Genomic DNA, 22,885 nt, shown 5'->3' with positions numbered 1-22,885 from the left:
TCCAATATGAGCGATCCTTTTCCGTACAATATCAGCAGGGTCAGCGTCTCGTGCCGGATACCAAACCTACCCTTTCGGTCGTCGCCCCTTGCTTCAACGAAGATGCGGGACTGGGCGAGTTTTTGCGCCGCGTGACCGCCGCCTGCGAGGCGACCGGTCTGGCTTTTGAAATCGTGCTGGTGGATGACGGCTCGCGCGACCGGACATGGCCCGCCATTCGTGCCGCCGCGGAGAGGGATTCGCGCATCCGGGGGATTCGTCTTGCCCGCAATTTCGGTCATCAGATGGCGCTGAGCGCCGGTTTGCGCGCGGCGCGCGGCGCACGCATTCTCGCGATCGATTCCGATCTCCAGGATCCGCCGGAATTGCTGGGCCCGATGCTGGCCCTGATGGAATCGGAAGAAGCCGATGTGGTCTACGGCCAACGCAAGAAGCGCGCGGGCGAGTCCACTTTCAAACGCTGGTCGGCCTTTCTATTCTATCGCCTGATCCGCAGTCTGTCGGATGTGGACATTCCGGTCGATTCCGGCGATTTCCGGCTGATGCGGCGGCATGTCGTCGACGTGCTCAATCAGATGCCGGAACGACATCGATTCATCCGCGGCATGGTTGCCTGGATCGGTGGGCGGCAAGTGCCGCTGCTCTATGACCGGGACGCGCGCTATGCCGGCGACAGCAAATATCCCCTGGGCAAGATGATCGTCTTCGCCCTGGATGCGGTGATCGGCTTCTCCCGCCGGCCGCTGGCCGTCGCCACCTATGCCGGTTTGGTGGTCGGGGCGGCGAGCCTGGGCCTCGGTGTGTGGTCGATCGTCGGCTGGAGCCTCGGCCTCACCCTGCCCGGCTGGACCAGCCTGGTCGCCGCCATCGGCCTGCTCTTTGCTTTCCAGCTGATGTTCCTGGGATTGCTCGGTGAATACATCGGTCGCTTGGCGGAAGCTGGCAAGGGCCGGCCACTTTATGTCGTCACTGACCATTCCGGCGGCGGATTGACGGAGAAATCGCCCGGCAGCATCGAACCAGCGAGTGACGCCTCATGACGTCCGAGGATTCGGAGCAGCGTAATCGGCCGCAGCCCGGCGCCGAGTTCGATGCGTTCGCATCGGACTATTCCGGCGGTATGGATAATTCGGTCAAGGCGCTGCTGGGTGAATCCGGCGATGACTTCCTGACGGTCAAGCTGAACTGGCTGACCCGTCGGTTCTGGCGCGGCGACGATAAGGTGGGGCCTGCCACCATTCTCGATTACGGCTGCGGGCGCGGCGATCTGATCCGCGTCATGGGGCAAAGCGGCATCAAGGCAAGATTTGTCGGCAGCGACGTTTCCGGCGGCATGATGCAGCAGGGACTGAAGAACTGGCCGCGGGATTTGCCGCGCCCAACCTTCCTGCAGCAAACCGGTGCCGCCGTCCCGCATGATTCCGCCAGCTTCGATCTGGTCGTTATCAGCTCGGTCCTGCACCACGTGCCCGTGGCGGAGCGCCCTGACGTCTATGCCGAGATCCAGCGATTGCTGAAGCCCGGCGGCCAGGTCGTCGTGTTCGAACACAACCCGCTCAATCCGGTCACTCGTTACGTGGTGTCACACACCCCGATCGACGAACATGCGATCCTGCTCAATGCGAGAGAGGTGAAGCGTGGCCTAGCTGCCGCCGGCTTCAATCTGGTGGATGCGGGCTATCTGATGTTCGCACCACCGCGCCTGCGCCGGATCGGCGCGTGGTTCGATGTCCTGCTGGGTTGGTTGCCCTTGGGCGCGCAATATGCAGTCCGCGCCGTCAAAAGCTGAATGGCGACCGGTATCCTCGCCGTGCCGCCGCCTACCTTTCTGTTGCGTCGTAACAGGACCTGTTGATGAATCAAACTCGTGACGGCGGCCTGCCTTTCTCCCGCGGCATATTTCTGCGCGTCGGCCCCATACTCGCGCTGCTGTTCCTGGCGATCGACAATTATCACTTCCTAACCGAGACATTGTCGCGGGGGCAGATCATCGGGCGCGATTTCACGGTCTTCTGGACGAGTTCGGTCCTGCTGTGGCGCGGCGAGATCGCGGCCATTTTCGATCCAGTGCTCAATCAGATGTGGATGGAGCGGATTATCGGTCTGGATCTCGCGGCCATACCCTTCCCCTATCCGCCGCATAGCCTGTATTTCGTCGCCCCCTGGGGGTTCATGCCCTATTTTGTGGCATTGCCGCTCTGGCTTCTGACAACACTCCTCGGGCTGCTCGCGGTCTTGCGCCTCAATCTGGATGACTTTGCCACCCGCTTCTCCCTCCCGCGCTGGACCATTATCGCCGCTTTCGTGCTATCCCCCGCCTGTCTCGTCAACGTCGCGATGGGACAGAACGGCTTTCTCTCAAGCGCGTTGTTATGCGGCGGATTGCTATTGCTGGAGCGGAAGCCGCTGCTGGCGGGCGTGTTGATCGGCCTGCTCAGCTACAAGCCGCAACTGGGATTACTGCTGCCGTTCCTTTTGATCGCCGGCGGATATTGGCGACCGTTCTGGGTCGCGACGGCGACGGTCATCGCGCTGCTGACGGCCAGCGTGATATTTCTCGGCATCGATGCCTGGAAGCTTTACCTCGCCGAGGCGGCACCACAGCAGATGGCTTTCGCGCAGTTCGGCCACGGCGTCTTTCAGCAGATGACGCCGAGCTATTTCATGGCCGGCCGTTTGCTCGGAATTGATCTCGCCCTTGCCTGGGGCGTGCAGATATGCGTTTCGATCGCAGTGCTGTGCGCGACGATCTGGGCATTCCGGCAGAACGTGACCTTCAAGCTGAAATGCGCGCTGGCCATGGTCGCGGCCTTTATCGTTTCGCCCTACGTTCTCATTTACGATATGCCCATCATAGCCATTGCGATTCTGATCGCAGGCAGCTGCTTCAAAGCGAGCCAGATCGAACGAACGATCTTTGCGCTCGCCTGGCTGTTCCCCGCTTATGCGATTTTTATTCCGCTGCCGATCGGCCCCGTGGTTCTCACGGGTACACTGCTGGTATTGCTGCGGAGAATCTGGATTGAATCACGGCTTCCACAAGCATCACTGAGCTAGGTGCGGCAGCCTTGCCGGCGCACATGATGGCACCGCTTGATGTCGACCTGCTCAGGCCGCCGGCGGAAGAGCTGTGGGCGGAGTGGCATTGTTGGGCCTGGCCGAGACCCCCTGCTGGCGCTTCACGGCCACCAGCTCGTCCTGCGCATGGGCGAGGTCGCGTTGGGCGGCGCGGAGTTTCTGGCGGGTCGTTCCGCCGGAGATCCAGGTGACCGCGGCGCCGAACAGGAAGCCGAAGACGATCGTCCCCAGGGTGAAGAGGAAGAGCGGGGCCTCGATGTCCCAGGGCAGCGGCCAGAGGCTGAGCGCCACCGGATTGCGGTTCACCACGGCGAACAGCACCACGGCGATGGCGATGGGGATGGTGACGATCCAGACGAGGCGGTTCATGTCAGTCGCTTGCTCTTTCCACCCCGTCCGGCCAGCGCCCGCGCGAGCTCGGGCTTAGCTTACTGACTGGAACCGGGTTCTTTGCCCGGGAACGAGGCCGGGCTGGCGGGTTCGGCCGGCTTGGGTGCTGCCGGCGCCGGTTCGGCGCGGCTGTTGAGGCGGTCGCGCAATTCCTTGCCGGTCTTGAAGAAGGGCACCACCTTTTCATCGACGGCGACGGTTTCGCCGGTCCGGGGGTTGCGGCCCTTGCGGGCGTCGCGCTGTTTCACCGAAAAGGCGCCAAAGCCGCGCAATTCCACCCGGTCCTGGCGTGCGAGGGCATTGGTGATTTCCTCGAAGATGGCGGTGACGATCCGCTCCACATCCCGATGATAGAGATGCGGATTGAGCTCACCAATGCGCAGAATCAATTCCGATTTAGTCATGTTTCGGTCCCCATCCGCCCGTTCGTCCCCCGCTTGCCCTTGGCGCATTTCCCTTGCCCGACAAGACGATGGGCGCATCCCCAGCCCATTTGCGCGCAAGCGTGCCGGGAAAAATCCCCCTCGTCAAGGATAAGCCGCTCATTTGACTATGTTTTTTGACCAAAGTCGGTATCAGAAACGAGAATGGGCCGGAAAGGTTGCCCTTCCCGGCCCATCTTGACCCGATTCAACACCCTTGGGGCGTCGAATTTGCAATAATATTACCCGATCAACGACTTACTCGTCGTCGCCCTTCTTGCCCTTCTTGGCCTTCGAGAGCGCGGCACCGAGGATGTCGCCCAAGCTGGCGCCCGAATCGGACGAACCGAATTCAGCCATCGCCTGCTTGTCTTCCTCGACCTCGCGCGCCTTGATCGACAAGGTGAGCTTGCGGGTCTTCCCGTCGACCTGGGTGATCTTGGCATCGACCTTTTCGCCGACGGCGAAACGATCCGGGCGCTGTTCGGCCCGTTCACGCGACAGATCCGCCTTCTTGATGAAGCCGGCGACACCGTCGCTGACCGAGACTTCGAGACCACCATCGGTGATCGCGGTCACGGTGCAGGTGACGACCTCGCCCTTCTTCAAGGCGCTGGCCTGTTCGGCGAAGTTGTCCTTGGTGAGCTGCTTGATGCCGAGGCTGATGCGTTCCTTCTCGACGTCGACGTCGAGCAGTTTCACCTTCACCATCTGGCCCTTCTTGTAATCCTGCACGGCTTCTTCGCCGGCACGATCCCAATCGAGGTCCGAAAGATGGACCATGCCGTCGATCTCGCCGGGGAGACCCACGAACAGACCGAATTCGGTGATGTTCTTGATCTCGCCTTCAAGCTCGGAGCCGACCGGATGCTTGTCGATGAAGGACGACCACGGATTGTCCATGCACTGCTTCAGACCGAGGCTGATGCGGCGCTTGGTCGGATCGACGTCCAGCACCATGACTTCGACTTCCTGGCTGGTCGAAACGATCTTGCCGGGATGCACGTTCTTCTTGGTCCAGCTCATTTCGGAAACGTGGACCAGGCCTTCGATGCCCGGCTCGAGTTCCACGAAGGCGCCGTAATCGGTGATGTTGGTGACGCGGCCCTTGAGCTTGGCGCCGACCGGATACTTGGCGGCAACGCCTTCCCACGGATCCGATTCCAGCTGCTTCATGCCGAGGCTGATGCGCTGGGTCTCGGAATTGAAGCGCACAACCTGTACATTGACGGTCTGGACGATATGCAGAGCTTCCGAAGGATGGTTGATGCGGCGCCACGCGATGTCGGTGACGTGCAGCAGACCGTCGACACCGCCGAGATCCACGAACGCACCGTAATCGGTGATGTTCTTCACGACACCCTGCAGAACCTGGCCTTCCTTGAGGTTGGCGACGAGTTCGCTGCGGGCTTCGGCGCGGCTTTCTTCAAGCACGGCACGACGCGAGACGACGATGTTGCCGCGCGCGCGGTCCATCTTCAGGATCTGGAAAGGCTGCGGGGTGCCCATGAGCGGGCCCACATCGCGCACGGGGCGGATGTCGACCTGGGAGCCGGGCAGGAAGGCGACGGCGCCGTTGAGATCGACGGTGAAGCCGCCCTTGACGCGGCCGAAGATCACGCCGGTGACGCGCTGATTGTCCTTGAACTGCTTCTCGAGCGCGGTCCAGGCTTCTTCGCGCTTGGCCTTCTCGCGCGAGAGAACGGCTTCGCCGTTCTTGTCTTCCATGCGCTCGAGATAGACTTCGACCACATCGCCGACTTTCAATTCGGCCTTGCCGGCCGGGCCGCCGAACTCACGAAGCGCCACGCGGCCTTCGGATTTCAGGCCGACATCGACCAGCGCAAACTCGCCTTCCAGCGAGACGACAGTGCCGCTCAACACCGAGCCTTCGAGACCCTGGGCGGAACCCAGCGATTCTTCGAGAAGGGCGGCGAAGCTTTCCTTCGCGGCGGGAATTTCATGTGTGGCGACGCGCGCCGCAGCAGATTTAGCCATAATAGAGGTAGTCCTTTCTTACGCTCATTTTTCCGGCCAGCCGGTTGTCTCCGGCGGTCTCTTGGTACGCAGTTGAAAACGACAGACTAGATAGAGCCAGATCAGGCGCCGCGCTGGGCGGCGAGGGCCCGGTCGACCAGCAAACGGGCGCGGTCGAATACCTGATCGATATCGAGGTCCGAGGTATCGAGGTGCACGGCGTCATCGGCCGGCTTCATCGGGGCATCGGCCCGCGCGGCATCGCGCGCGTCCCGGGCCCTGATATCCTCTAAAACCCGCGCGTATATAGCCTTCTCGCCGCGGGCTTGCAACTCCTTGAGCCGGCGACCGGCGCGGGCTTCGGCGCTGGCGGTCACGAAGATCTTCACCGGGGCGTCCGGGCAGATCACCGTGCCGATATCCCGGCCATCCAGAACGGATCCGGAACACGAGCGGCCATCCGGTCCCGGCGGCGAGGCCGCGAAGCGGCGCTGGAAGTCGAAAAGGGCCGCCCGGACCCCGGGAATGGCGGCAACCTTGGAGGAAGCATCACCGGCGGCGGCGGAGCGGAGCTCCGGGTCCTGCAAGGTGGCCGGATCCAGCGCCTGGGCGGCGGCGGCGGCGGCATTGGGGTCGCTGGGGTCCTGGCCCGCTTTGAGGACGGCGAGGCCCACGGCACGGTAGAGTGCCCCGGTATCGAGATGGGCGAAGCCATAATGAGTGGCGAGGCGCTTGGCCAATGTCCCCTTGCCGGCCGCGGCCGGGCCGTCGAGGGCGATGACGAAGGGCTTCATCGGTTCTTTACCGAGATGCTGCCGCCCATGCCGTTCATGAGGTCGGCAAAGCCGGGGAAGGAGGTATCGATCGGGCTGCCGTCGTCGATGCTGACCGGCTTCTCGGCCGCGAGGCCCAGAACCAGGAACGACATCGCCGGGCGATGGTCGAGATTGACCGCGATATGCGCGCCACCCTTTGGCTTTTTGCCATTGCCGGTGACGGCCAGCCAATCCTCGCCCTCCGCGACCGAGACACCGCAGGCCGCGAGGCCGCGCGCCATGGCGCCCAGACGGTCGCTCTCCTTCACGCGCAACTCGGCAAGTCCCAGCATCCGCGTCTCGCCTTCGGCGAAGGCGGCAGCGACCGAGAGGATCGGGTATTCGTCGATCATCGATGGCGCGCGTGACGCCGGAACGGTGACGCCTTTCAAATGCGAGTGCTTCACCTTGAGATCGCCGACCTTCTCGCCGGCTTCGATGCGCGCATTTTGAATCTCGATCGAGCCGCCCATCTCGATGAGCGTATCGATGAGTCCGATGCGGTGCGGATTGAGACCGACATTCTCGATGACGATCTCGGAGCCGGGCAGGATAAGCGCGGCCACGATCGGGAACGCGGCCGAGCTCGGATCGCCCGGCACGATGATCTTGCGGCCCTTGAGTTCCGGCTGGCCGACGATCGAAGAAGCCCGTCCCTCGGGCGTTTCTTCGATGCGGATGTCGACGCCGAAACCTTTCAGCATCAATTCGGTATGATCGCGCGTATGTTCGGGTTCGATCACCGTGGTGATGCCGGGCGTGTTGAGGCCGGCCAGCAGAATCGCCGATTTCACCTGGGCGCTCGCCACCGGCAGCTTATAGGTGATGGGCAGCGGATTGGCCGTGCCGATGACGGCCAAAGGCGGGCGGCCCTTGCTGCGCGTCACGAAATCGGCACCCATCAATCGCAAAGGATCGGAGACACGCGCCATCGGCCGCGAGCGCAGACTCGCATCGCCGGTGAAGAAAGTCGTCATCGGATAGGGCGCCACCAGGCCCATCAGCAAGCGCGTGCCGGTGCCGGCATTGCCGAGATCGAGTACATCGGCCGCTTCCGCCAGACCACCGTTCCCGCGGCCTTGCGCGCGCCAGATACCATCCTCGCCGCGCTTGGCTTCGCCGCCCAGGAGCCGCATGGCCGCGGCCGTGCGCAACACATCCTCGCCTTCCAGCAAGCCGTGAATCTCGGTTTCGCCCAAAGCCAGCGCGCCCAGCATCAGGGAACGGTGCGAGACCGACTTGTCGCCCGGCACCCGGATGCGGCCCTTGAGGCCGGTGCCGGTGCCGGAAGTGAGCGGCCGCGCCGCGCTGCTGTGCATATTCATGCGATTCTGTCCAAAAGACCCGATGTCGTGACCCAAAATCCGTGCCTGCCGGGCGGCGGAAACGGCCCCTCCCCGGCTGCGGCGCTTCTAGCACGAGGGGGGCCTTGCACGGAAACCCCGATTTTCCGCCAGTTCCGGCCCCGCGGCGGCGACAACGCGAAATCCGATTTGTCCACAATTCCGGGGCGTTGACAGGGCAAGGGCGCTATGGCAATTGGCACCTCGCATCGGAGTTTGATCGGAGAGACCACGTGACCAAACCGGAATGGGGCACCAAGCGCGTTTGCGGCAGCTGTGGCGCGCATTTCTATGATATGCGCAAGGCCACCATCGTGTGCCCGAAATGCAAGACCGTCTATGACCCCGATGCGGTCATGAAAAGCCGCCGCCGTGTGGCCGAGAAAATGACGCCGGTGAAGCCCGCCCCCGAAGAAGATCCCGTGCTGCCCGATGTCGAGGCCGATGAAGAGGCCTTGGGCGACGAGGAGGATGATTCGGTCCTTGAGGACGCCTCGGAGCTCGGTGAGGATGACGAGGATATCGAGATCGTCGAGACCGGAGACGAGGAAGAGCGCTAAGCCGATCGACTTGGCCAAACGCTGCATGGGCATTGATTCCACTGTCTTTTTTTATGCTTGAATTCCGGGCGGCAGCCACTTAGGTTCCAGCCCGTTCGACCGCCTCCCAGAATGCCGTCAAGCACGGCATGCGGCGGTCACCCCGAGTTTCGGGCCCATAGCTCAGCTGGGAGAGCGCCACAATGGCATTGTGGAGGTCAGCGGTTCGATCCCGCTTGGGTCCACCAAACAGAAACCCCCGCCACGAGCGATCGTGCGGGGGTTTTGTTTTTGGGCGTCGTCCCTGTCAGGCGGCACGGATGTGATCGAGGAAGCGGCTGATTTCGCCGCGCATGACATCGGCCTGGCGCGAGAGATCGGAAGCGGCGCCGAGCAGACCTTCGGCGAGACGCCCTGATTCGCCCAAGGCATCGGAGACGCCGGCGATGTTCTGACTGACATCGCGTGTGCCGTCGGCGGCCTGTTGGACGCTTCTGGAAATCTCGCGCGTCGCAGCGCCCTGCTCTTCGACCGCCGCCGCGATGGCGCTGGCGATCTGGTCGATCTCGGTGATCGTGTTGGTGATGATCCGGATCGCCTGCACGGCTTCCGCCGTCGCACCCTGGATGCCGGCGATCTGGCCGGTGATCTCCTCGGTCGCCTGGGCGGTCTGGTTGGCGAGGTTCTTCACCTCGGATGCCACCACAGCAAAGCCCTTGCCGGCATCGCCGGCGCGCGCGGCTTCGATGGTGGCGTTCAAGGCCAGCAGATTGGTCTGATTGGCGATATCACGAATGAGATTGGCGACATCGCCGATCCGCTGGCTGGCCTCGGCAAGGCCGTTGATGGTCTTGTCGGTCTGGCGCGCTTCCTGCACCGCCTTCGACGCAATGTTGGTGGATTGCGTGACCTGCTGGCTGATCTCGGAAATCGAGGCCGACAATTCCTCGGTCGCCGCCGCCACCGATTGCACATTGCTGAAGGCCTGTTCCGAGGCGGAAGCAACGAGCCCCGCCTGACCGGTGGTCTGTTCGGTATTGCCAGCCATGGATTCCGCCGAGGATTGCAATTCGACCGAGGCGGAGGAAACCTGGCTCACCACCTGACTCACCGTGCTTTCAAAGGTCGAGGCGAGATTGAGCATGGCCTGGCGCTTTTCTTCCGCCGCGCGTTCTTCCTGCACAGTGCGCTCAGCGGCGAGACGATCCATTTCCAGGGCATTGTCCTTGAACACCGAAAGCGCGCGGGCAAGAGCACCCACTTCCGATTTGTTATCGGCGTTCTCGACGGTGATGGATTTGTCGCCATCGGCTAGGCGCATCATGTTGGCGGTGAGTCCCGCGATGGGCCGCGAGATGCTGCGGGCGATCACGAAGCTGATGGCGATCGTCAGAAGCATGATGACGCCGATCACCAATCCCTGCGTCAGCATCAAATCCCAGAAAATTGCATTGACGTCGTCGATATAGATGCCGGAGCCGACGATCCAACCCCAGGGTTCATAGAGCTGGACATAGGAAATCTTCGGTACCGGCTGGTCGGCGCCCGGCTGCGGCCACATGTAATCGGTGAAGCCGGCGCCCTTCTCCTTTGCGATCTGCAGCATCTCGGCAAAGATCTTCTTGCCGTTGGGATCAGCAAGATCGGCGAGGGTCGGCTGCTCAAGCAATTTCTTGGCGAAGGGATGCATCAGCATCCGCGGCGTTAGATCGTTGATCCAGAAATATTCCTTTTCGTCGTATCGCATGCCTTCCAGCATGGTCATTGCCGTTGCCTTGGCCACTTCCTCGGTGATCGCGCCGGCCTTTGCCTGCTCGCCGTAATAGGCCAGCACGCCATAGGCGGTTTCGACCACGTGCTTGGTCTTGATCTGACGGTCGCGCAGCAGGGTCTCGCGCGTTTCATAGGCGGAAATGCCGCCAATGGTGAGCATGCCGATCATCGCCACCAGCACGACCAATGCGAGGCGCGTCGCAATCCGAAAATCCCGATACCGCATGGGTGTCTCATCCCTATCAAGTTTGTTGGCGGTGCACCGACATGTCGGCCGCCGCTTGCCGCTTATGCGACAATAGGGTCAGAAAACTAATGCCTGATTAATAAGCTAGGTTATACGTTTAGGAGATTTTTCTTATGAGAATGCGCGCCTAAGTTCCGCCTAACTTGACGCGCGAGGCCACCATAACCGGCCAGCGCCCCAATCACGGCCGGGCGGATTTCTACCAATATGAGCCGATTTTTCCGCGTTATTTCATGAAGCGGAGGGTTTGATTCATGACATTTTTTCGTCGCCCAATTTATTAAGACATTGTTCACGGAGGCACCCCTAGAACGGCTTCATCACGGGGACCGAGGCATAAAAGCCTTGGCACGCCCGCCGGCATCCGCCGCGTTCACGCCGTTCTTTTTCGTTAGGGAAATCAACCATGGTCAAAACATCGACGCCCCGCCAGGCTCCGATCACAGCGCAGGCGGGCAATGCGGCCCGGCGCGCGGGGCTGTTCTCGCGCATGCCGCTCTCGCTCAAGATTCTGCTGCCGATCATCCTGGCCGTGGCCGTGGGCTATGCCGCCTCGACCTGGATCTCCTCGCAGCGCAGCGGTGAGATCGTACATCGCCTGGCGATGGCGCAGGGCGAAGAGATGGCCCAGGCGCGATCGGCCGAAATGCAGGCGATGTTCGATGCCAAGTTCCAAATCGCCTACACCCTGCGCGACGTCTATCTCGGCATGCGCGGCGAGAATGCCCTCAACCGCGGTGCCTTTACCGCCGCCATCCGCGCCGCCCTCAAGGCCAATCCGGATCTGGTCGGTATCTGGGCCGGTTTCGAACCGGATACCTTCGACGGCCAGGACCAGGCGGCGATCGGCACGGAAGGTGCCAATCCAACCGGCCGCTACGTGCCCTATGCCTATCCCGATCAGGGCGAGATCAAGCTCGACCCGATGGCGTCGCTGGACAATCAGGACCCCACCGGCGATTTCTACCAGATCCCGCTCAAGACCGCGCAGGACACGGTATTGGAGCCCTATATCTACGCGCTGGCCGGCAAGGACACGCTGCTGGTCAGCCTGGCGACGCCGGTCATCGTCGAGGGCAAGGTGATCGGCGTCATCGGCGTCGACATGTCGCTCGAACAGATGAACCAGGAATTGCTGAAGGTGCGCCCCTATGGCACCGGATCGATCGCGGTCATCTCGAGCGGCGGCCTGATGGCGGCTTCGGTCGAGCCGAAAAATCTCGGCAAGCCTTTCGTCGGATTGAGCCCAGCCTTCAAGGACGCCCTGCCGCGCGCACAGGCCGGCGAGCGGTTCTCGCTCACCGATTGGTCAAATGCGCTGCAGACCAACGTCACCCGCGTCTTCGTGCCATTGACGATCGGCAAGGCGGAAAAGCCCTGGGCGGTGATGCTGAACCTGCCCGAAGACAAGATCATGGCGCCGGTCCAGGAGGTCATCTGGGTGAACTCGGTCATCGCCGTCGTGGTCGTGGCGCTCCTCGCCATCGTCATCATGGTGCTGGTGCGGTTTGTGGCGGCGCGGCCGGTGCGTTCCCTGACCGCGGCCGTCGAGGCGCTGGCCGGCGGCGATACCCAGGTTGCCGTGCCGATGACGGCACGCGGCGATGAAATGGGCGTCATGGCCAAGGCGGTCGAGTTCTTCCGCCAGAAGCTGATCGAGGTCGAAGAGTTGCGCCAGCGCCAGGCGGAGGTCGAGGCAAAGGCCGCCGAAGAACGCCGCCGTGCCATGCTGCAACTGGCCGACGGATTCGAGGCCAGCGTGAAGGGCATCGTGCAATCGGTATCGAGTGCGGCGACGCAGCTTGAATCGAACGCGCAATCGATGTCGGCGGTGGCCGAGGAAAGCGCCCGGCAGGCGACGGCCGTGGCACAGGCCGCGACCGAAGCCTCGACCAATGTCACCACCGTGGCCGCTGCCTCGGAAGAGCTCTCGAGCTCGATCAGCGAGATCAGCCGCCAGGTGGCCGAGAGCAGCACCATCACCCGCACCGCGGTCGAGGAAGTCGCCAAGACCGGCGCCACGGTGGAAAGCCTTGCGGTCGCCGCCGAGAAGATCGGCGGTATCGTGCAGCTCATCAACGACATCGCCTCGCAGACCAATCTGCTGGCCTTGAACGCCACGATCGAAGCGGCCCGTGCTGGCGATGCCGGCAAGGGCTTCGCCGTGGTGGCTTCGGAGGTGAAGAACCTGGCGACGCAGACCTCGAAAGCGACCGAGGAAATCTCCGGCCAGATTTCCGGCATGCAGAACGTGACGAAGGCCGCGGTCGATGCCATGTCGGAAATCCGCAGCACGATCGGCCGCATCAACGAAATCTCGTCGGGGATCGCCGCCGCGGTCGAGGAGCAATCGGCAGCAACGCGGGAGATTTCCAGCAACGCCCAGCAGGCTGCCAACGGCACGGATGAGGTGAACCGCAATATCAGCGGTGTGAGCCGCGCCTCGGAAGATGCCGGCTCCGCTTCGTCCCAGGTGCTGGGTGCGGCGGGGGATCTCTCGCGTCAATCCCAGGCGCTGGCCAATGAGGTCGATGGCTTCATTGCCAAGGTCCGCGCTGGCTAAGCCGGCAAATCCATCCACCCGCGCCGATCAACCGAATCGGCGCGGGTGAATGCGATCAGAGATTCCGGACCGTGTGGAGGAAGGTCTCCACCTCGCCCCGCAGGCGCTCGCCGCTGCGCGACAATTCTCCCGCCGCCGCCAGAACCTGACCCGCTGCCGAGCTGGTCATCTGCGAAGCCTGAGTCACCTGGACGATGTTCGTCGTGACCTCCGTGGTACCCTGTGCCGCCTGCTGGACGTTGCGCGAGATTTCCTGCGTGGCGGCACCCTGTTCCTCGACCGCCGAGGCGATGGTGGTCGAAATCTCGTTGACGCGGCCGATGGTCTGCGTGATGCCGGCAATGGCTTCCGCCGAGGAACCCGTCGCTTCCTGAATGGCGCGAATCTGAGTGCCGATCTCGTCGGTCGCCCGCGCCGTCTGGGTGGCCAGCGTCTTCACCTCCGACGCCACCACCGCGAAGCCCTTGCCCGCTTCACCGGCACGCGCCGCCTCGATGGTGGCATTGAGGGCGAGAAGGTTGGTCTGGCCCGCGATATTGTTGATGAGATCGACCACGTCGCCGATCCTCTGTGCCGCTTCCGCCAGGCTCTTCACCTTGGCATTGGTATCCTGCGCCTGACCGACCGCCTCGCCGACGATGCGGGTCGATTCGGTGACCTGGCCCGAGATTTCATGAATCGAAGCGGAAAGCTCTTCCGTCGCCGAAGCAACCGTCTGCACGTTCTGGGTCATCTGCTCGGCCGCGGCGGCCACGGTCGATGATTGCTGCGAGGTCTGTTCCGCGGTCTGCTGCATCGAGCGCGCGGTACCTTCCAGCTCCGTGGCGGCGGAACCGACCGCATTCACCACCTCGCCGATCGCCTGGTCGAAACTGGTGACAGCTTCGTTCATGCGCTTGGCACGGTCGAGCTGGCGCTGTTGTTCGGCCTCCTGGGCAGCGCGCAGACGATCCGCCTCGATCATGTTGTCCTTGAAGGTCTGCACGGCCTTGGCCATGCCGCCCAATTCGTCACCCCGATTGGTACCGGGAATCTCCACCGTTTTGTCGCCGCCCGCGAGATGCAGCATCGTCGCGGAAAGCGCTTTCACCGGACCGGCGATGCCGCGGGTCAGGGCAATGGCAATGACGACGGAAAAGATCGCCGCGGCGACCATCGCGCCGATCACCAGCATACGCGACTGCTGGAATGTATCGCTCGCTTCCTGGCTGGCCGTGTCGCCTCCCACATGATTGAGCTCAACCAGCTTGCCCAGCGGTTCGTCCATGGCGAAGAATTGCTGGCGCGACGCTGTCGAATATATCGCGGCAGCTTCTTCGTTCTTGTTGACCCGCGAGAGCGCCAGCATTTCCTCGCTTAATGAGAGATATTTTTCGCGTTGCGCGAGATATGCTTGATAAAGCGCCCGTTCCTCGTCGGACGAGATCATCTTTTCGTATTCCTGCTGACTTGCGGTCACACGCTCCAAGGCATCGGTGATCAGCTTCTCGTATTCCGCGATCGCTTCCGGCGTGGTCGAGAGGATATGCCCGGCCTCCCGTGTGCGATGGCGCATGGCCTCGGTGCGCATCGCGCCCACGGCTGCTACGCTGGGCAGCCAGTTTTCAGCTATCTCTGTCGATCTATCGTTGACGTCGCCGAGCCGGGTCGTGCTGAAGACACCCAGACCGATGATGATCATCAGCAACACACCCATCGCGGCCATGATCTTGCCGCCGATTTTGACATTTGCCATGAGAAGCACCTTTCGCGTGGAAACACGTTTCCTGCGCACGCTGCATCTTCCCCATTACTGAAGCGTTAATGCTAAATGCGCGGTTTTCTGACCCTCAGAGTGGCCGAGACCGTTTGACGAAGACTTCTGTCCTTGAACTGAGATGGGAATCCGATGCGAGCGTCCTTGATCGCGATTCAAACACGTATGACTGGGGGAGAAGTCCTAACCTCCTGCCCCTGCGCAAATGAACTTGCGCTGGCTCCATCGCGTTATAAATATGGTGTCAGCACGGCAAGGACGACCTTGCCGGTATCTCTTCTTTCCGGGGACGACCCCAAGTCATCACGCTTGGGAGTTGCCTATGTCCTGGATCCTTCTCGCCATCGCCGGCCTCTTTGAAATCGGCTGGGCCGTCGGCCTTAAATACACCGATGGCTTCACGCGGCTTTGGCCATCCGCCCTCACGCTCGCGGCGATGGCATTCAGCCTGGCATTGCTGGGCCTGGCCCTGCGGCAATTGCCCCTGGGCACGGCCTATGCGGTGTGGACCGGGATCGGCACAATCGGCACGGCGGTCTTCGGCATTCTGGTGCTGAAGGAATCCGCCGATCCGATGCGTCTTTTCTCGATCGCGCTGATCGTCGCCGGCATTGCCGGGCTGAAGCTCACCCTGAAGAATTAGGGAACCAGCAACAGCGCCGCTTCGCGATGGCCCTTGAATTCGGCGATCTGCTGCGGGATGCCACCGCGATACATCTTCGCCTTCTTGTTGGCGCCGTGCTTCAGCAGGGTCTGGATCGCATCGATCGATCCCGCCTCGGCGGCGTGATGGAGCGGGGTGAAGCGGGTGCGGTTCTGCGATTCGATATTGGCGCCGGCGGCAAGCAGGGCTTCGATCGCCGCCGGGTGATTGTTGAGAGCGGCGTAATTGAGGGCGCGGCGGCCGTTGCGGTTCTCACTGAAATCGATGCCCTCGATATCGGCGCCGGCGGCAAGAGCCGCCTTGATGCCGTCGACGTCGCCGCTTTGCGCCGCCGCCCAGAGATCCTGGGTCGCCTGGCTGGCCGGCGTTTCGGGGATGTCCAGGCGGCCGAGCCCGCTATTGGCCTCGGTGGCGGCGGAACCGCCGGGCCCGGCGCAGGCGGTCAGCGTCAGGCCGGCAGCGGCCAGCACCGCCGGGACAGCCATAAAGGTCGCAAAGCGGCGCCGGTTGCAGATCGTCTTCATCGAGACCCCCGATATTGGAATTGTTTTGTCCCCCGAACAGTTTAGCCGACGCATTGGTTCCTGCAAGACCGCCTGTGGCGACACCGCTTGATTTCTTAACGTAGGTTACTATCTCTCTAGGGAAGCCGCTTATCGGGCTGGGTGGGCATGGGCCGTTATCGGGCATGCCGGCCAAATAGGAACGATCGCTCGCTCGGAAGGAGGAGCCATGTCACGCCTGTCGCTATTCAATAGCCCGCTATTGCTGGGCTTCGACCAATTCGAGCGTACCCTGGACCGCGTCGCCAAGGCCGGCGCTGAGGGGTATCCGCCCTATAATATCGAACAATTGAGCGACACCCGCCTGCGGATCACGTTGGCCGTCGCCGGTTTCGGTCTTAACGATCTCGACATACAAGTCGAAGACAATCAGCTCTCCGTCCGCGGGAAGCAAAGTGACGACCCCAATCGCGTCTATCTCTATCGCGGCATCGCCGCGCGGCAATTCCAGCGCAGCTTCGTGCTGGCCGAGGGGATCGAAGTGGCGGGCGCGACGCTCGACAACGGTTTGCTCGCGATCGATCTCGAGCGCCCGAAGATGGAGCCGAAAGTGCGCAAGGTGCCGATCGCCAGAAACGAACAGGATGCCGCCGGCAGCCAGGCCCGCGTCACCATCGACAACAAGGCGTCGAGCTGAGTTCAATGGAAAGGCAGATAGATCATGGCCAAGATTGAAACCAAGACCGAGACCGACAGCGTGCGCGCGATTTCGCGCCAGCAATTGGCAGCACTCGGCCTCAACAATCTCGCTTACGTGAAGGATGTCGAGGTCGATGGTGGAACCGCGTTTGCGATCTTCGCCGCCAATGGCCAGCAGCTGGCGATCATGCCGGACCGCGAGGCGGCGGTTGCCGCCGCCTGGGAAAATGGCCTGGCGCCCGTGACGGTGCACTAAGCGCGACGGTGCACTAAGCCGCCTTTCACGCGAGAAATTCAGAAAACAAAAAAGGCGCAGGAGAAATTCCCGCGCCTTTTCTCTTTGCGACGATACGATCAGGCGGCGTGCGAATGCGCCCCGTCAGTGAGGAGCGCGTAGATGGCGTCCGCCTGGTCCGTCCCGCGCAGCTTTTCGCAGATGGCCCGATCGCGCAGCAGACGCGACACACGCGCCAGCGCCTTCAGGTGATCGGCGCCAGCCCCTTCCGGCGCCAGCAGCAGGAACACCAGGTCGACCGGCTGTTCGTCGATGGCATCAAAATCGATGGCACCATCGAGCCGTGCGAACAGGCCGAACATGCCCTTCGCCTCGGGCAGCTTGCCATGCGGAATGGCGATGCCGTTGCCGACACCGGTGGTGCCCAATCGCTCGCGCTCCAGCAGCACATCGAAGATGGCCCGCTCATGCAGGCCCGAGAGTTCTGCCGCGCGGCGCGCCATTTCCTGCAGGGCCTGCTTCTTGTTGCCGGCTTTCAGCCGCGCCATGACGTGAGCGGGAGAGCTGAGCAAATCTTCAATTTCCATCGTTTCGCCTCGTGCGCGCCGCCGCCAGCGTGATTGTGCCGGGAGCGGCGCGGATGATCGTAGCCCTGTATATCCGGTGCCTGATCAGGCACCGGCTGCGAGTCGTGGATCGACCCAGCCGATATGACCGTCGGTACGGCGATAAATCATGTTGAGCCCGCCATGCGCCCGATTAAGGAACATCATGGCCTGGCTGTTGGCGAGATCGAGACGCATCACCGCCTCGCCCACCGTCAAAGTCGGAATGTCGGTCTGCATTTCGGCGACCACGACCGGTTGTACCTCGCCATTGGCATGGATGGCCTCGGGCTCGTCAGCCTCTTCGGGTTCCTGCGCCAGAATGTATTGCTGGGCACGCATGGTTTCAGTGGCCGCGCGGTGATGGTCGCGCAGGCGGCGCTTGTAGCGGCGCAGCCGCTTCGCCAGGGTTTCGGCAGCCAGATCGTAGGCGGCATTGGCATTGTCGCCCTGGCCCTCGGCCTGCAGCATGATGCCGCGACCGACATGCACCGAAATCTGCGCCGTGAAGAAATAGGCTTCCTTCGACATGGTCACGGTAGCTTCGATCGGATTCGAGAAATACTTCCCGAAGATATGGTCGAGGCTTTCCTGGGCGCGCGTTTTCAGTGCATCGCCGATTTCGATGTTCTTACCCTTGACGGTCAGATTCATGGACTTGGTCCTAAAATGTCGGTGCGGTCGCCCAAGGCGATGCCGAACCAGATCGATACTTCTTGGGACGGTGAGGCGCCTGCTTTGAAAGCCGGCGCGGCCGTGCCCAGCGGGATTTACCTGATCCCCGGAAGCACCACGCCGCCGGGCTAGGTCAAGGCCGGCGGCGCGGCCGGGACCATAGCGAGGTTCGCGGGGAAGTCAACGCCCGCACCCGCCCACTGACACGCAACGGGAGAATGGCAGGCAACCGGGGTGGAGGATGTGTGATGAAGGTCCTGTCGGCAGGGATCCTTTCGGAAGGGAATGGCAATTCTGGGCCTAGAAACGCGGCAACCGGGTGGATTGCTCATCGGTTCTCTCCTCTTCTTTTTCAATCACTTAGGGCTGGCCGACCCGATCCACCGGGATTCCTTGCGAATCCGGCGGGAGCCCCTCATCGCTTGCCCGCAACCATGATGTGGCTCCTCTCAGGCCGAACGCAAGGCCTTCTCGCGCCGACGCTGGACCGATGAAGATATTCTGAGCGATTCCCGATACTTAGCGACCGTGCGCCGCGCGATGTCGACACCCTGGCCCTGGAGAATCGCCACCAGCCGGTCATCCGAGAGCACATCTTCCGCGGTTTCCGCCTCGATCAATTCCTTGATCTTTTGCCGCACCGCCTCGGCGGAATGGCTGGCCTGCCCATCGGCGCCCTGGATCGCGGCGGTGAAGAAATAGCGCAATTCGAAAATGCCGCGCTGGGTCGCCATGAATTTGTTGGTGGTGACGCGGCTCACCGTACTTTCGTGCATGCCGATGGCATCGGCGATGTCGCGGCGGATGAGCGGCTTCAGATGCTGCACGCCGTGGAGAAAGAAGGCTTCCTGCTGGCGCACGATTTCGGTGGCTACCTTGAGGATGGTGGTGGCGCGTTGATGCAGGGTCTTTACCAGCCAATTGGCTGTGGCGAGACGCTCGTTGATGTAATCGCGCTCGGCCTTGTTGTGGGTCTTGGGCAGGATGCGTGCGTGATATTGCTGATTGACCAGCAGACGCGGCAATTGCTCGTTGTTGAGTTCGATCGACCACGAGCCGTCCTGACGGCGCCAGACCATGATGTCGGGCACCACCGCCTGCACTTCGAGCGGCTCGAAATTCGCGCCCGGCTTCGGGTTGAGCGCGCGGATTTCGGACACCATGTCGGCGAGATCCTCGGCATCGACACCGCAGAGCTTCATCAATTGATGGCGGTCATGGCGTGCCAGGAGATCGAGATTCTGCAGCAGGGTCGCCATCGCCGGGTCGCAGCGATTACGCTCCTTCAATTGCAGCATCAGGCATTCGGCAAGATTGCGGGCGAAGACGCCGCAGGGATCGAATTGCTGCAGTTTCGCAAGCACCGTTTCGGTGGCGGCGAGCGAACAGCCGAGCCGCTCGGCGAGCGAGGCGAGATCGCCGGTGAGATAGCCGGAATCGTCCAGGAGATCGATCAGCTGCAGACCGATCATGCGCTCGGTCGGGTCATGGATGTCGAGATAGAGCTGGCGCTCAAGATGCTCGCGCAGGGTCTCCGGGCGCGCCAGCGTCTGCTCCAGGCCGAACTCGCCCTCGGTGAAATCGCTGCGGCCGCCACTCCCTGTGGCAGGCGCCGTCCAGTTTTCGGTGAAGCCCGCTTCCGGCTGTGCCGCCGCGGTCTCGCCACTGCCGCCTTCAGCGGTGTTGTAGAGATTGTCATAATCGGTATCGAGCGGCGATTGCCGATCATCGACCACGCCGTCACGGCCGAATTCGGTGGTATCGAGAACGCGGTCCGGACTGGGCGCCGCCATGGGTTCGGTGGTCAGGGCTTCGAGGCTGGAAATGCGGTCGGTCTCACCGGCTTCCGTCCCGGTATCGGCTTCGGCGCCGCGCGCGTTTTCGTCCCGCTCCAGAAGCGGGTTCTGCTCTAGTTCCTGCTCGACATAAGCTGCCAGTTCCTGGTTCGAAAGTTCAAGCAGCTTAATCGCCTGCTGGAGTTGCGGCGTCATCACCAGGCTTTGTGCCTGGCGCAAATCCATGCGTTGCGTAATCGCCATGGATCAAGCGTACTACAGCGAGAACCTTTCTCCAAGGTAAACGCGGCGGACATCCTCGTCGGCAACGATGTCCGCGGGGCTGCCCTCGCGCAGGACCTCGCCCTCATGCAGGATATAGGCCCGGTCGACGATCTCCAGGGTGTCGCGCACGTTATGATCGGTGATCAACACGCCGATGCCGCGATCCTTGAGATGCGAAATGATGTCGCGAATGTCGTTGACGGCAATGGGGTCGATGCCCGCCAGCGGCTCGTCCAGCAGGATGTAGCTGGGTCGCGTCGCCAGAGCGCGGGCGATCTCGCAGCGTCGCCGCTCGCCGCCCGAAAGGGCCAGAGCCGGTACCTTGCGGAGATGGGCGATGGAGAAATCCGCCAGCAGGCTGTTGAGGCGTGCCTCGCGCGATTTCGCATCGTTGTCGACGATTTCGAGGACCGCCATGATATTGTCCTCGACCGACATGCCGCGGAAGATCGAGGCCTCCTGCGGCAGGTAGCCGATACCCCCACGGGCGCGCTCGAACATGGGGAGGTCGGTGACCTCGCCGCCATCGAGATAGATGGCCCCGGCATCGGCCTTGATGAGGCCGGTGATGATGTAGAAGCAGGTGGTCTTGCCGGCGCCGTTAGGCCCCAGAAGACCCACGGCCTCGCCCCGCTGGACGCCGATGGAAACATCGCGCAGCACCGGCTTCTTCTTGTAGCGCTTACCCAGGTGATAGGCGCAAAGCCCCGTCATCTCGGTGGGATCGACCGAGATCCCGTTGACGGTGAAGATCGGATGACCGTTCACCGGCGCAGCTACAGGGGCTTCGTCGGCGCCGGGATCGTCGGGCCGCATCACCGTCTGCGACACGTTGTGCCGCGCTGCCCCGTTGTCACGCGTTACACTCATTGCGTGGCACCGCTGGAAGCGGCCGGCTTCGGCTTGATGAAGGTATGGACGCGCTTGCCTTCGCCGGCCAGCAGGCGGCTGATCTTGTTCTTCTTGTCGATTTCGGCGCGGGCGCCGCGATATTCGTTCTCGCCATCGACGATCACGACGTCACCGGTCACGATCGCGATATCGGTTTCGGGGTTGTAGGCGAGCTTGTTGCCGAAGATGGTCTGGCTGCCGTCAACCACCTTGACCTTGCCCGAAGCTTCGACCTGGCTCAGCTCCTGATCGCCCGCGGCATTGTCGGCGAAATAGAGCGTTGCCTGGTCACCGCTGATCCGCGTGCCGTCCCGCACCAGCACGGCGTCACCATAAGCGACGATGGCACTGTCACCGCTCCAATATTCGATGCGGTCGCGGGCGGTCAGCACGTCGCCTTCGCTGTCCATCCTGAGATCGCCGCCGGTCAGCACCAGCAGCTTCTGCGCGGCGTCGTAATCACCATGATCGCCATAACCGGTCGAGGAGCTTGAGGTCACCTTGACATGGCCGGTAGCGACGATGCGGTCGAAACTGGAATCATCGGCACCGGTATAGAAAACCAGCGTGTCGCCGGCGATCGAAGACTTGCCTTGGGTCGCCACGGCATTGCCACGCGCCGTATAGGTCTTGTCATTGCTGCGGAACTCGATGCCCTGATCGGCGCTGAGTTCGAACGGCGTCGAATCGTCACCGAATCCCAGACCGCCGCCGCTTGTGGTGCCGGTGTCGACAATCGGGGTTGCTGCCGCGGTCTCCTGGGCCAGCGCGCGCTCCGCCGACAGGCAAGCGCCGGAGAGGCCGAGCACGGCGGCGATCAACAGCGGGCGCCATGCGGAAGCGGCGCCGGATTTTTGCTGTGCCGTCGGTCGAATCATCCGTCGTTTCCCTCTTGCTTGGGCAGTATCCTGAGATGCGAGCGTCCCTTGAAGAAGACGACATCGCCATTCTCGCGCAGCTCGAAACCTTCGGCGGTCAGTTCCCGCCGTTCATCCGTTCCGGTAACCGGCAGGGATGAGCTGGCGTCGTTGTTGCTGAGGTCGATTTCGGCCTGATCGGTCACGAAGGTCATGCCGTTTTCGTAATAGAGCGTCACGGCGCCCTTGAGATCGACGAAATCGCGCTGCCGGTCGAAAACGCCTTTCTCGGCGGTCACGGCGATCCAGGATGTTTCCGACAATTCGATCTGGGCCTGTGGCTCTTCCAGATTGACGATGTCCTTGTTGCCCGTGGTTTCAGTGGCGCTCAGCGCCGTCACGGAGAAGGCCCGGTCCTTGTCGTTGCGCCCCTCGAAGGCGATGCCGCTCACCTTCATGCCGGCATCGAGCAGCGGCACTTTCTCCACCGCCTCCACCGTGATGCGGGTATCGGAGAGGTTCCGGTAGGACCAGATCGAGAGATAGCCGATCGTGCCGATGGCGATGATCGGCAGCAGGACTTTCAGCCAGAGCAGGCGCGAGCGGCGGCGGTTGTTGAAGAGCGCACGCGGCGGTGCGACCACCGGTCCACGACTGGTGCCGCGCAATCTCTCGATGCCGGGCTTGTCGATAGCCGGCTTTTCGGCGCCAGTCTTTTCGGCACCGGTCTTTTCGCCACTGGGTTTTTCCGGGCCTGGTTTATCGGGACCTGTGCTGAGTGCCATGCCCTGCC

21 protein-coding genes, 1 tRNA gene and 1 pseudogene are annotated in these 22,885 nt (G+C 62.5%); 9 read left to right on the top strand and 14 right to left on the bottom strand.

The window, feature by feature from the left end; translation table 11 throughout:
- The first annotated feature begins 50 nt into the window (after nucleotides 1-50).
- The 3 genes from ACE3PR_RS07730 to ACE3PR_RS07720 all read left to right on the top strand — a co-directional run bounded on the left by ACE3PR_RS07730 (nucleotide 51) and on the right by ACE3PR_RS07720 (nucleotide 3,057).
- Nucleotides 51-1,040, top strand: a complete 990-nt coding sequence (locus ACE3PR_RS07730) for a glycosyltransferase family 2 protein (RefSeq protein WP_374370087.1) — start codon at nucleotides 51-53, stop codon at nucleotides 1,038-1,040.
- Nucleotides 1,037-1,789, top strand: coding sequence for a class I SAM-dependent methyltransferase (locus tag ACE3PR_RS07725; protein WP_374370086.1), 753 nt, complete (start codon nucleotides 1,037-1,039; stop codon nucleotides 1,787-1,789). Before ACE3PR_RS07730 ends, ACE3PR_RS07725 begins: the two co-directional genes overlap by 4 nt.
- A gap of 65 nt (nucleotides 1,790-1,854) precedes the next feature.
- Nucleotides 1,855-3,057 carry a glycosyltransferase family 87 protein gene (locus ACE3PR_RS07720; protein WP_374370083.1) on the top strand — a complete coding sequence of 401 codons (1,203 nt, stop codon included), beginning with the start codon at nucleotides 1,855-1,857 and terminating at the stop codon, nucleotides 3,055-3,057.
- 51 nt (nucleotides 3,058-3,108) lie between these two features.
- On the opposite strand, the gene ACE3PR_RS07715 is transcribed toward ACE3PR_RS07720, so the two are convergent.
- The 5 genes and pseudogenes from ACE3PR_RS07715 to aroA form a co-directional block, all read right to left on the bottom strand.
- On the bottom strand, nucleotides 3,109-3,447 hold the full coding sequence (locus ACE3PR_RS07715) for a lipopolysaccharide assembly protein LapA domain-containing protein (RefSeq protein WP_374370081.1): 339 nt from the start codon (nucleotides 3,445-3,447) through the stop codon (nucleotides 3,109-3,111).
- Nucleotides 3,448-3,599: 152 nt separating this feature from the next.
- A pseudogene (gene ihfB / locus ACE3PR_RS07710) lies at nucleotides 3,600-3,872 on the bottom strand (integration host factor subunit beta); the annotation flags it as partial.
- A 276-nt stretch (nucleotides 3,873-4,148) separates the two neighbouring features.
- Entirely contained in the window at nucleotides 4,149-5,888 is a 1,740-nt protein-coding gene (rpsA, locus tag ACE3PR_RS07705; RefSeq protein WP_374370078.1) for a 30S ribosomal protein S1, read from the bottom strand.
- Between the two features lie 101 nt (nucleotides 5,889-5,989).
- Nucleotides 5,990-6,661: a (d)CMP kinase gene (gene cmk, locus ACE3PR_RS07700; protein ID WP_374370076.1), complete on the bottom strand. Its 672-nt coding sequence runs from the start codon at nucleotides 6,659-6,661 to the stop codon at nucleotides 5,990-5,992.
- A complete protein-coding gene (gene aroA / locus ACE3PR_RS07695; RefSeq protein ID WP_374370769.1) occupies nucleotides 6,658-8,001 on the bottom strand; it encodes a 3-phosphoshikimate 1-carboxyvinyltransferase in 1,344 nt (447 codons plus the stop codon). Before aroA ends, cmk begins: the two co-directional genes overlap by 4 nt.
- A 257-nt stretch (nucleotides 8,002-8,258) precedes the next feature.
- Here aroA and ACE3PR_RS07690 point away from each other — a divergent pair, with 257 nt between their 5' ends.
- Together ACE3PR_RS07690 and ACE3PR_RS07685 are read left to right on the top strand one after the other, a co-directional pair.
- The gene (locus ACE3PR_RS07690; protein WP_374370073.1) at nucleotides 8,259-8,585 is read left to right on the top strand and encodes a TIGR02300 family protein; all 327 of its coding nucleotides are present in this window, start codon (nucleotides 8,259-8,261) and stop codon (nucleotides 8,583-8,585) included.
- A gap of 151 nt (nucleotides 8,586-8,736) precedes the next feature.
- A tRNA-Ala gene (locus tag ACE3PR_RS07685) sits at nucleotides 8,737-8,812 on the top strand.
- Between the two features lie 59 nt (nucleotides 8,813-8,871).
- Here ACE3PR_RS07685 and ACE3PR_RS07680 read toward each other — a convergent pair.
- Complete coding sequence (locus ACE3PR_RS07680) at nucleotides 8,872-10,563, bottom strand: methyl-accepting chemotaxis protein (RefSeq protein WP_374370070.1); 1,692 nt, start codon at nucleotides 10,561-10,563, stop codon at nucleotides 8,872-8,874.
- 427 nt (nucleotides 10,564-10,990) lie between these two features.
- On the opposite strand from ACE3PR_RS07680, the gene ACE3PR_RS07675 reads away from it, so the two are divergent.
- A complete protein-coding gene (locus ACE3PR_RS07675; protein ID WP_374370067.1) occupies nucleotides 10,991-13,147 on the top strand; it encodes a methyl-accepting chemotaxis protein in 2,157 nt (718 codons plus the stop codon).
- Between the two features lie 55 nt (nucleotides 13,148-13,202).
- Here the strand turns inward: ACE3PR_RS07675 and ACE3PR_RS07670 are convergent, their stop codons facing one another.
- A complete protein-coding gene (locus ACE3PR_RS07670) occupies nucleotides 13,203-14,882 on the bottom strand; it encodes a methyl-accepting chemotaxis protein (protein WP_374370064.1) in 1,680 nt (559 codons plus the stop codon).
- Between the two features lie 343 nt (nucleotides 14,883-15,225).
- Between ACE3PR_RS07670 and sugE the strand changes: the two genes are divergently transcribed.
- On the top strand, nucleotides 15,226-15,546 hold the full coding sequence (sugE, locus tag ACE3PR_RS07665) for a quaternary ammonium compound efflux SMR transporter SugE (protein WP_374370061.1): 321 nt from the start codon (nucleotides 15,226-15,228) through the stop codon (nucleotides 15,544-15,546).
- On the opposite strand, the gene ACE3PR_RS07660 is transcribed toward sugE, so the two are convergent.
- A complete protein-coding gene (locus ACE3PR_RS07660; protein WP_374370059.1) occupies nucleotides 15,543-16,091 on the bottom strand; it encodes an ankyrin repeat domain-containing protein in 549 nt (182 codons plus the stop codon). The genes sugE and ACE3PR_RS07660 overlap by 4 nt on opposite strands.
- Nucleotides 16,092-16,299: 208 nt before the next feature.
- Between ACE3PR_RS07660 and ACE3PR_RS07655 the strand changes: the two genes are divergently transcribed.
- Nucleotides 16,300-16,767, top strand: a complete 468-nt coding sequence (locus ACE3PR_RS07655) for an Hsp20 family protein (RefSeq protein ID WP_374370057.1) — start codon at nucleotides 16,300-16,302, stop codon at nucleotides 16,765-16,767.
- A 24-nt stretch (nucleotides 16,768-16,791) separates the two neighbouring features.
- The gene (locus ACE3PR_RS07650; protein ID WP_374370055.1) at nucleotides 16,792-17,025 is read left to right on the top strand and encodes a DUF1150 family protein; all 234 of its coding nucleotides are present in this window, start codon (nucleotides 16,792-16,794) and stop codon (nucleotides 17,023-17,025) included.
- Between the two features lie 98 nt (nucleotides 17,026-17,123).
- Here ACE3PR_RS07650 and ptsN read toward each other — a convergent pair whose 3' ends face one another.
- The 6 genes from ptsN to lptC all read right to left on the bottom strand — a co-directional run bounded on the left by ptsN (nucleotide 17,124) and on the right by lptC (nucleotide 22,877).
- On the bottom strand, nucleotides 17,124-17,591 hold the full coding sequence (gene ptsN / locus ACE3PR_RS07645; protein ID WP_374370052.1) for a PTS IIA-like nitrogen regulatory protein PtsN: 468 nt from the start codon (nucleotides 17,589-17,591) through the stop codon (nucleotides 17,124-17,126).
- Between the two features lie 84 nt (nucleotides 17,592-17,675).
- A complete protein-coding gene (gene hpf / locus ACE3PR_RS07640; RefSeq protein ID WP_374370049.1) occupies nucleotides 17,676-18,263 on the bottom strand; it encodes a ribosome hibernation-promoting factor, HPF/YfiA family in 588 nt (195 codons plus the stop codon).
- A gap of 470 nt (nucleotides 18,264-18,733) precedes the next feature.
- Nucleotides 18,734-20,323 carry an RNA polymerase factor sigma-54 gene (rpoN, locus tag ACE3PR_RS07635; RefSeq protein WP_374370046.1) on the bottom strand — a complete coding sequence of 530 codons (1,590 nt, stop codon included), beginning with the start codon at nucleotides 20,321-20,323 and terminating at the stop codon, nucleotides 18,734-18,736.
- A 12-nt stretch (nucleotides 20,324-20,335) separates the two neighbouring features.
- The gene (gene lptB / locus ACE3PR_RS07630; protein WP_374370767.1) at nucleotides 20,336-21,058 is read right to left on the bottom strand and encodes an LPS export ABC transporter ATP-binding protein; all 723 of its coding nucleotides are present in this window, start codon (nucleotides 21,056-21,058) and stop codon (nucleotides 20,336-20,338) included.
- A 152-nt stretch (nucleotides 21,059-21,210) separates the two neighbouring features.
- A complete protein-coding gene (locus tag ACE3PR_RS07625; RefSeq protein ID WP_374370043.1) occupies nucleotides 21,211-22,113 on the bottom strand; it encodes an LptA/OstA family protein in 903 nt (300 codons plus the stop codon).
- Nucleotides 22,110-22,877 carry an LPS export ABC transporter periplasmic protein LptC gene (gene lptC / locus ACE3PR_RS07620; RefSeq protein ID WP_374370040.1) on the bottom strand — a complete coding sequence of 256 codons (768 nt, stop codon included), beginning with the start codon at nucleotides 22,875-22,877 and terminating at the stop codon, nucleotides 22,110-22,112. Before lptC ends, ACE3PR_RS07625 begins: the two co-directional genes overlap by 4 nt.
- Between the last annotated feature and the right edge of the window lie 8 nt (nucleotides 22,878-22,885).

Source organism: Dongia sp. (genome assembly GCF_041909655.1).
GTDB lineage: Bacteria > Pseudomonadota > Alphaproteobacteria > Dongiales > Dongiaceae > Dongia.
This window is presented reverse-complemented; position numbering and strand designations above follow the sequence as displayed.

Bases quoted from the DNA above. Each gene is read 5' to 3' on its own strand.
- ACE3PR_RS07725 (WP_374370086.1), top strand. From the start codon at position 1,037: ATGACGTCCGAGGATTCGGAGCAGCGTAATCGGCCGCAGCCCGGCGCC.
- ACE3PR_RS07720 (WP_374370083.1), top strand. From the start codon at position 1,855: ATGAATCAAACTCGTGACGGCGGCCTGCCTTTCTCCCGCGGCATATTT.
- ACE3PR_RS07715 (WP_374370081.1), bottom strand. From the start codon at position 3,447: ATGAACCGCCTCGTCTGGATCGTCACCATCCCCATCGCCATCGCCGTG.
- rpsA (WP_374370078.1), bottom strand. From the start codon at position 5,888: ATGGCTAAATCTGCTGCGGCGCGCGTCGCCACACATGAAATTCCCGCC.
- cmk (WP_374370076.1), bottom strand. From the start codon at position 6,661: ATGAAGCCCTTCGTCATCGCCCTCGACGGCCCGGCCGCGGCCGGCAAG.
- aroA (WP_374370769.1), bottom strand. From the start codon at position 8,001: ATGCACAGCAGCGCGGCGCGGCCGCTCACTTCCGGCACCGGCACCGGC.
- ACE3PR_RS07680 (WP_374370070.1), bottom strand. From the start codon at position 10,563: ATGCGGTATCGGGATTTTCGGATTGCGACGCGCCTCGCATTGGTCGTG.
- ACE3PR_RS07675 (WP_374370067.1), top strand. From the start codon at position 10,991: ATGGTCAAAACATCGACGCCCCGCCAGGCTCCGATCACAGCGCAGGCG.
- ACE3PR_RS07670 (WP_374370064.1), bottom strand. From the start codon at position 14,882: ATGGCAAATGTCAAAATCGGCGGCAAGATCATGGCCGCGATGGGTGTG.
- sugE (WP_374370061.1), top strand. From the start codon at position 15,226: ATGTCCTGGATCCTTCTCGCCATCGCCGGCCTCTTTGAAATCGGCTGG.
- ACE3PR_RS07660 (WP_374370059.1), bottom strand. From the start codon at position 16,091: ATGAAGACGATCTGCAACCGGCGCCGCTTTGCGACCTTTATGGCTGTC.
- ACE3PR_RS07655 (WP_374370057.1), top strand. From the start codon at position 16,300: ATGTCACGCCTGTCGCTATTCAATAGCCCGCTATTGCTGGGCTTCGAC.
- ACE3PR_RS07650 (WP_374370055.1), top strand. From the start codon at position 16,792: ATGGCCAAGATTGAAACCAAGACCGAGACCGACAGCGTGCGCGCGATT.
- ptsN (WP_374370052.1), bottom strand. From the start codon at position 17,591: ATGGAAATTGAAGATTTGCTCAGCTCTCCCGCTCACGTCATGGCGCGG.
- hpf (WP_374370049.1), bottom strand. From the start codon at position 18,263: ATGAATCTGACCGTCAAGGGTAAGAACATCGAAATCGGCGATGCACTG.
- rpoN (WP_374370046.1), bottom strand. From the start codon at position 20,323: ATGGCGATTACGCAACGCATGGATTTGCGCCAGGCACAAAGCCTGGTG.
- lptB (WP_374370767.1), bottom strand. From the start codon at position 21,058: ATGACGGGGCTTTGCGCCTATCACCTGGGTAAGCGCTACAAGAAGAAG.
- ACE3PR_RS07625 (WP_374370043.1), bottom strand. From the start codon at position 22,113: ATGATTCGACCGACGGCACAGCAAAAATCCGGCGCCGCTTCCGCATGG.
- lptC (WP_374370040.1), bottom strand. From the start codon at position 22,877: ATGGCACTCAGCACAGGTCCCGATAAACCAGGCCCGGAAAAACCCAGT.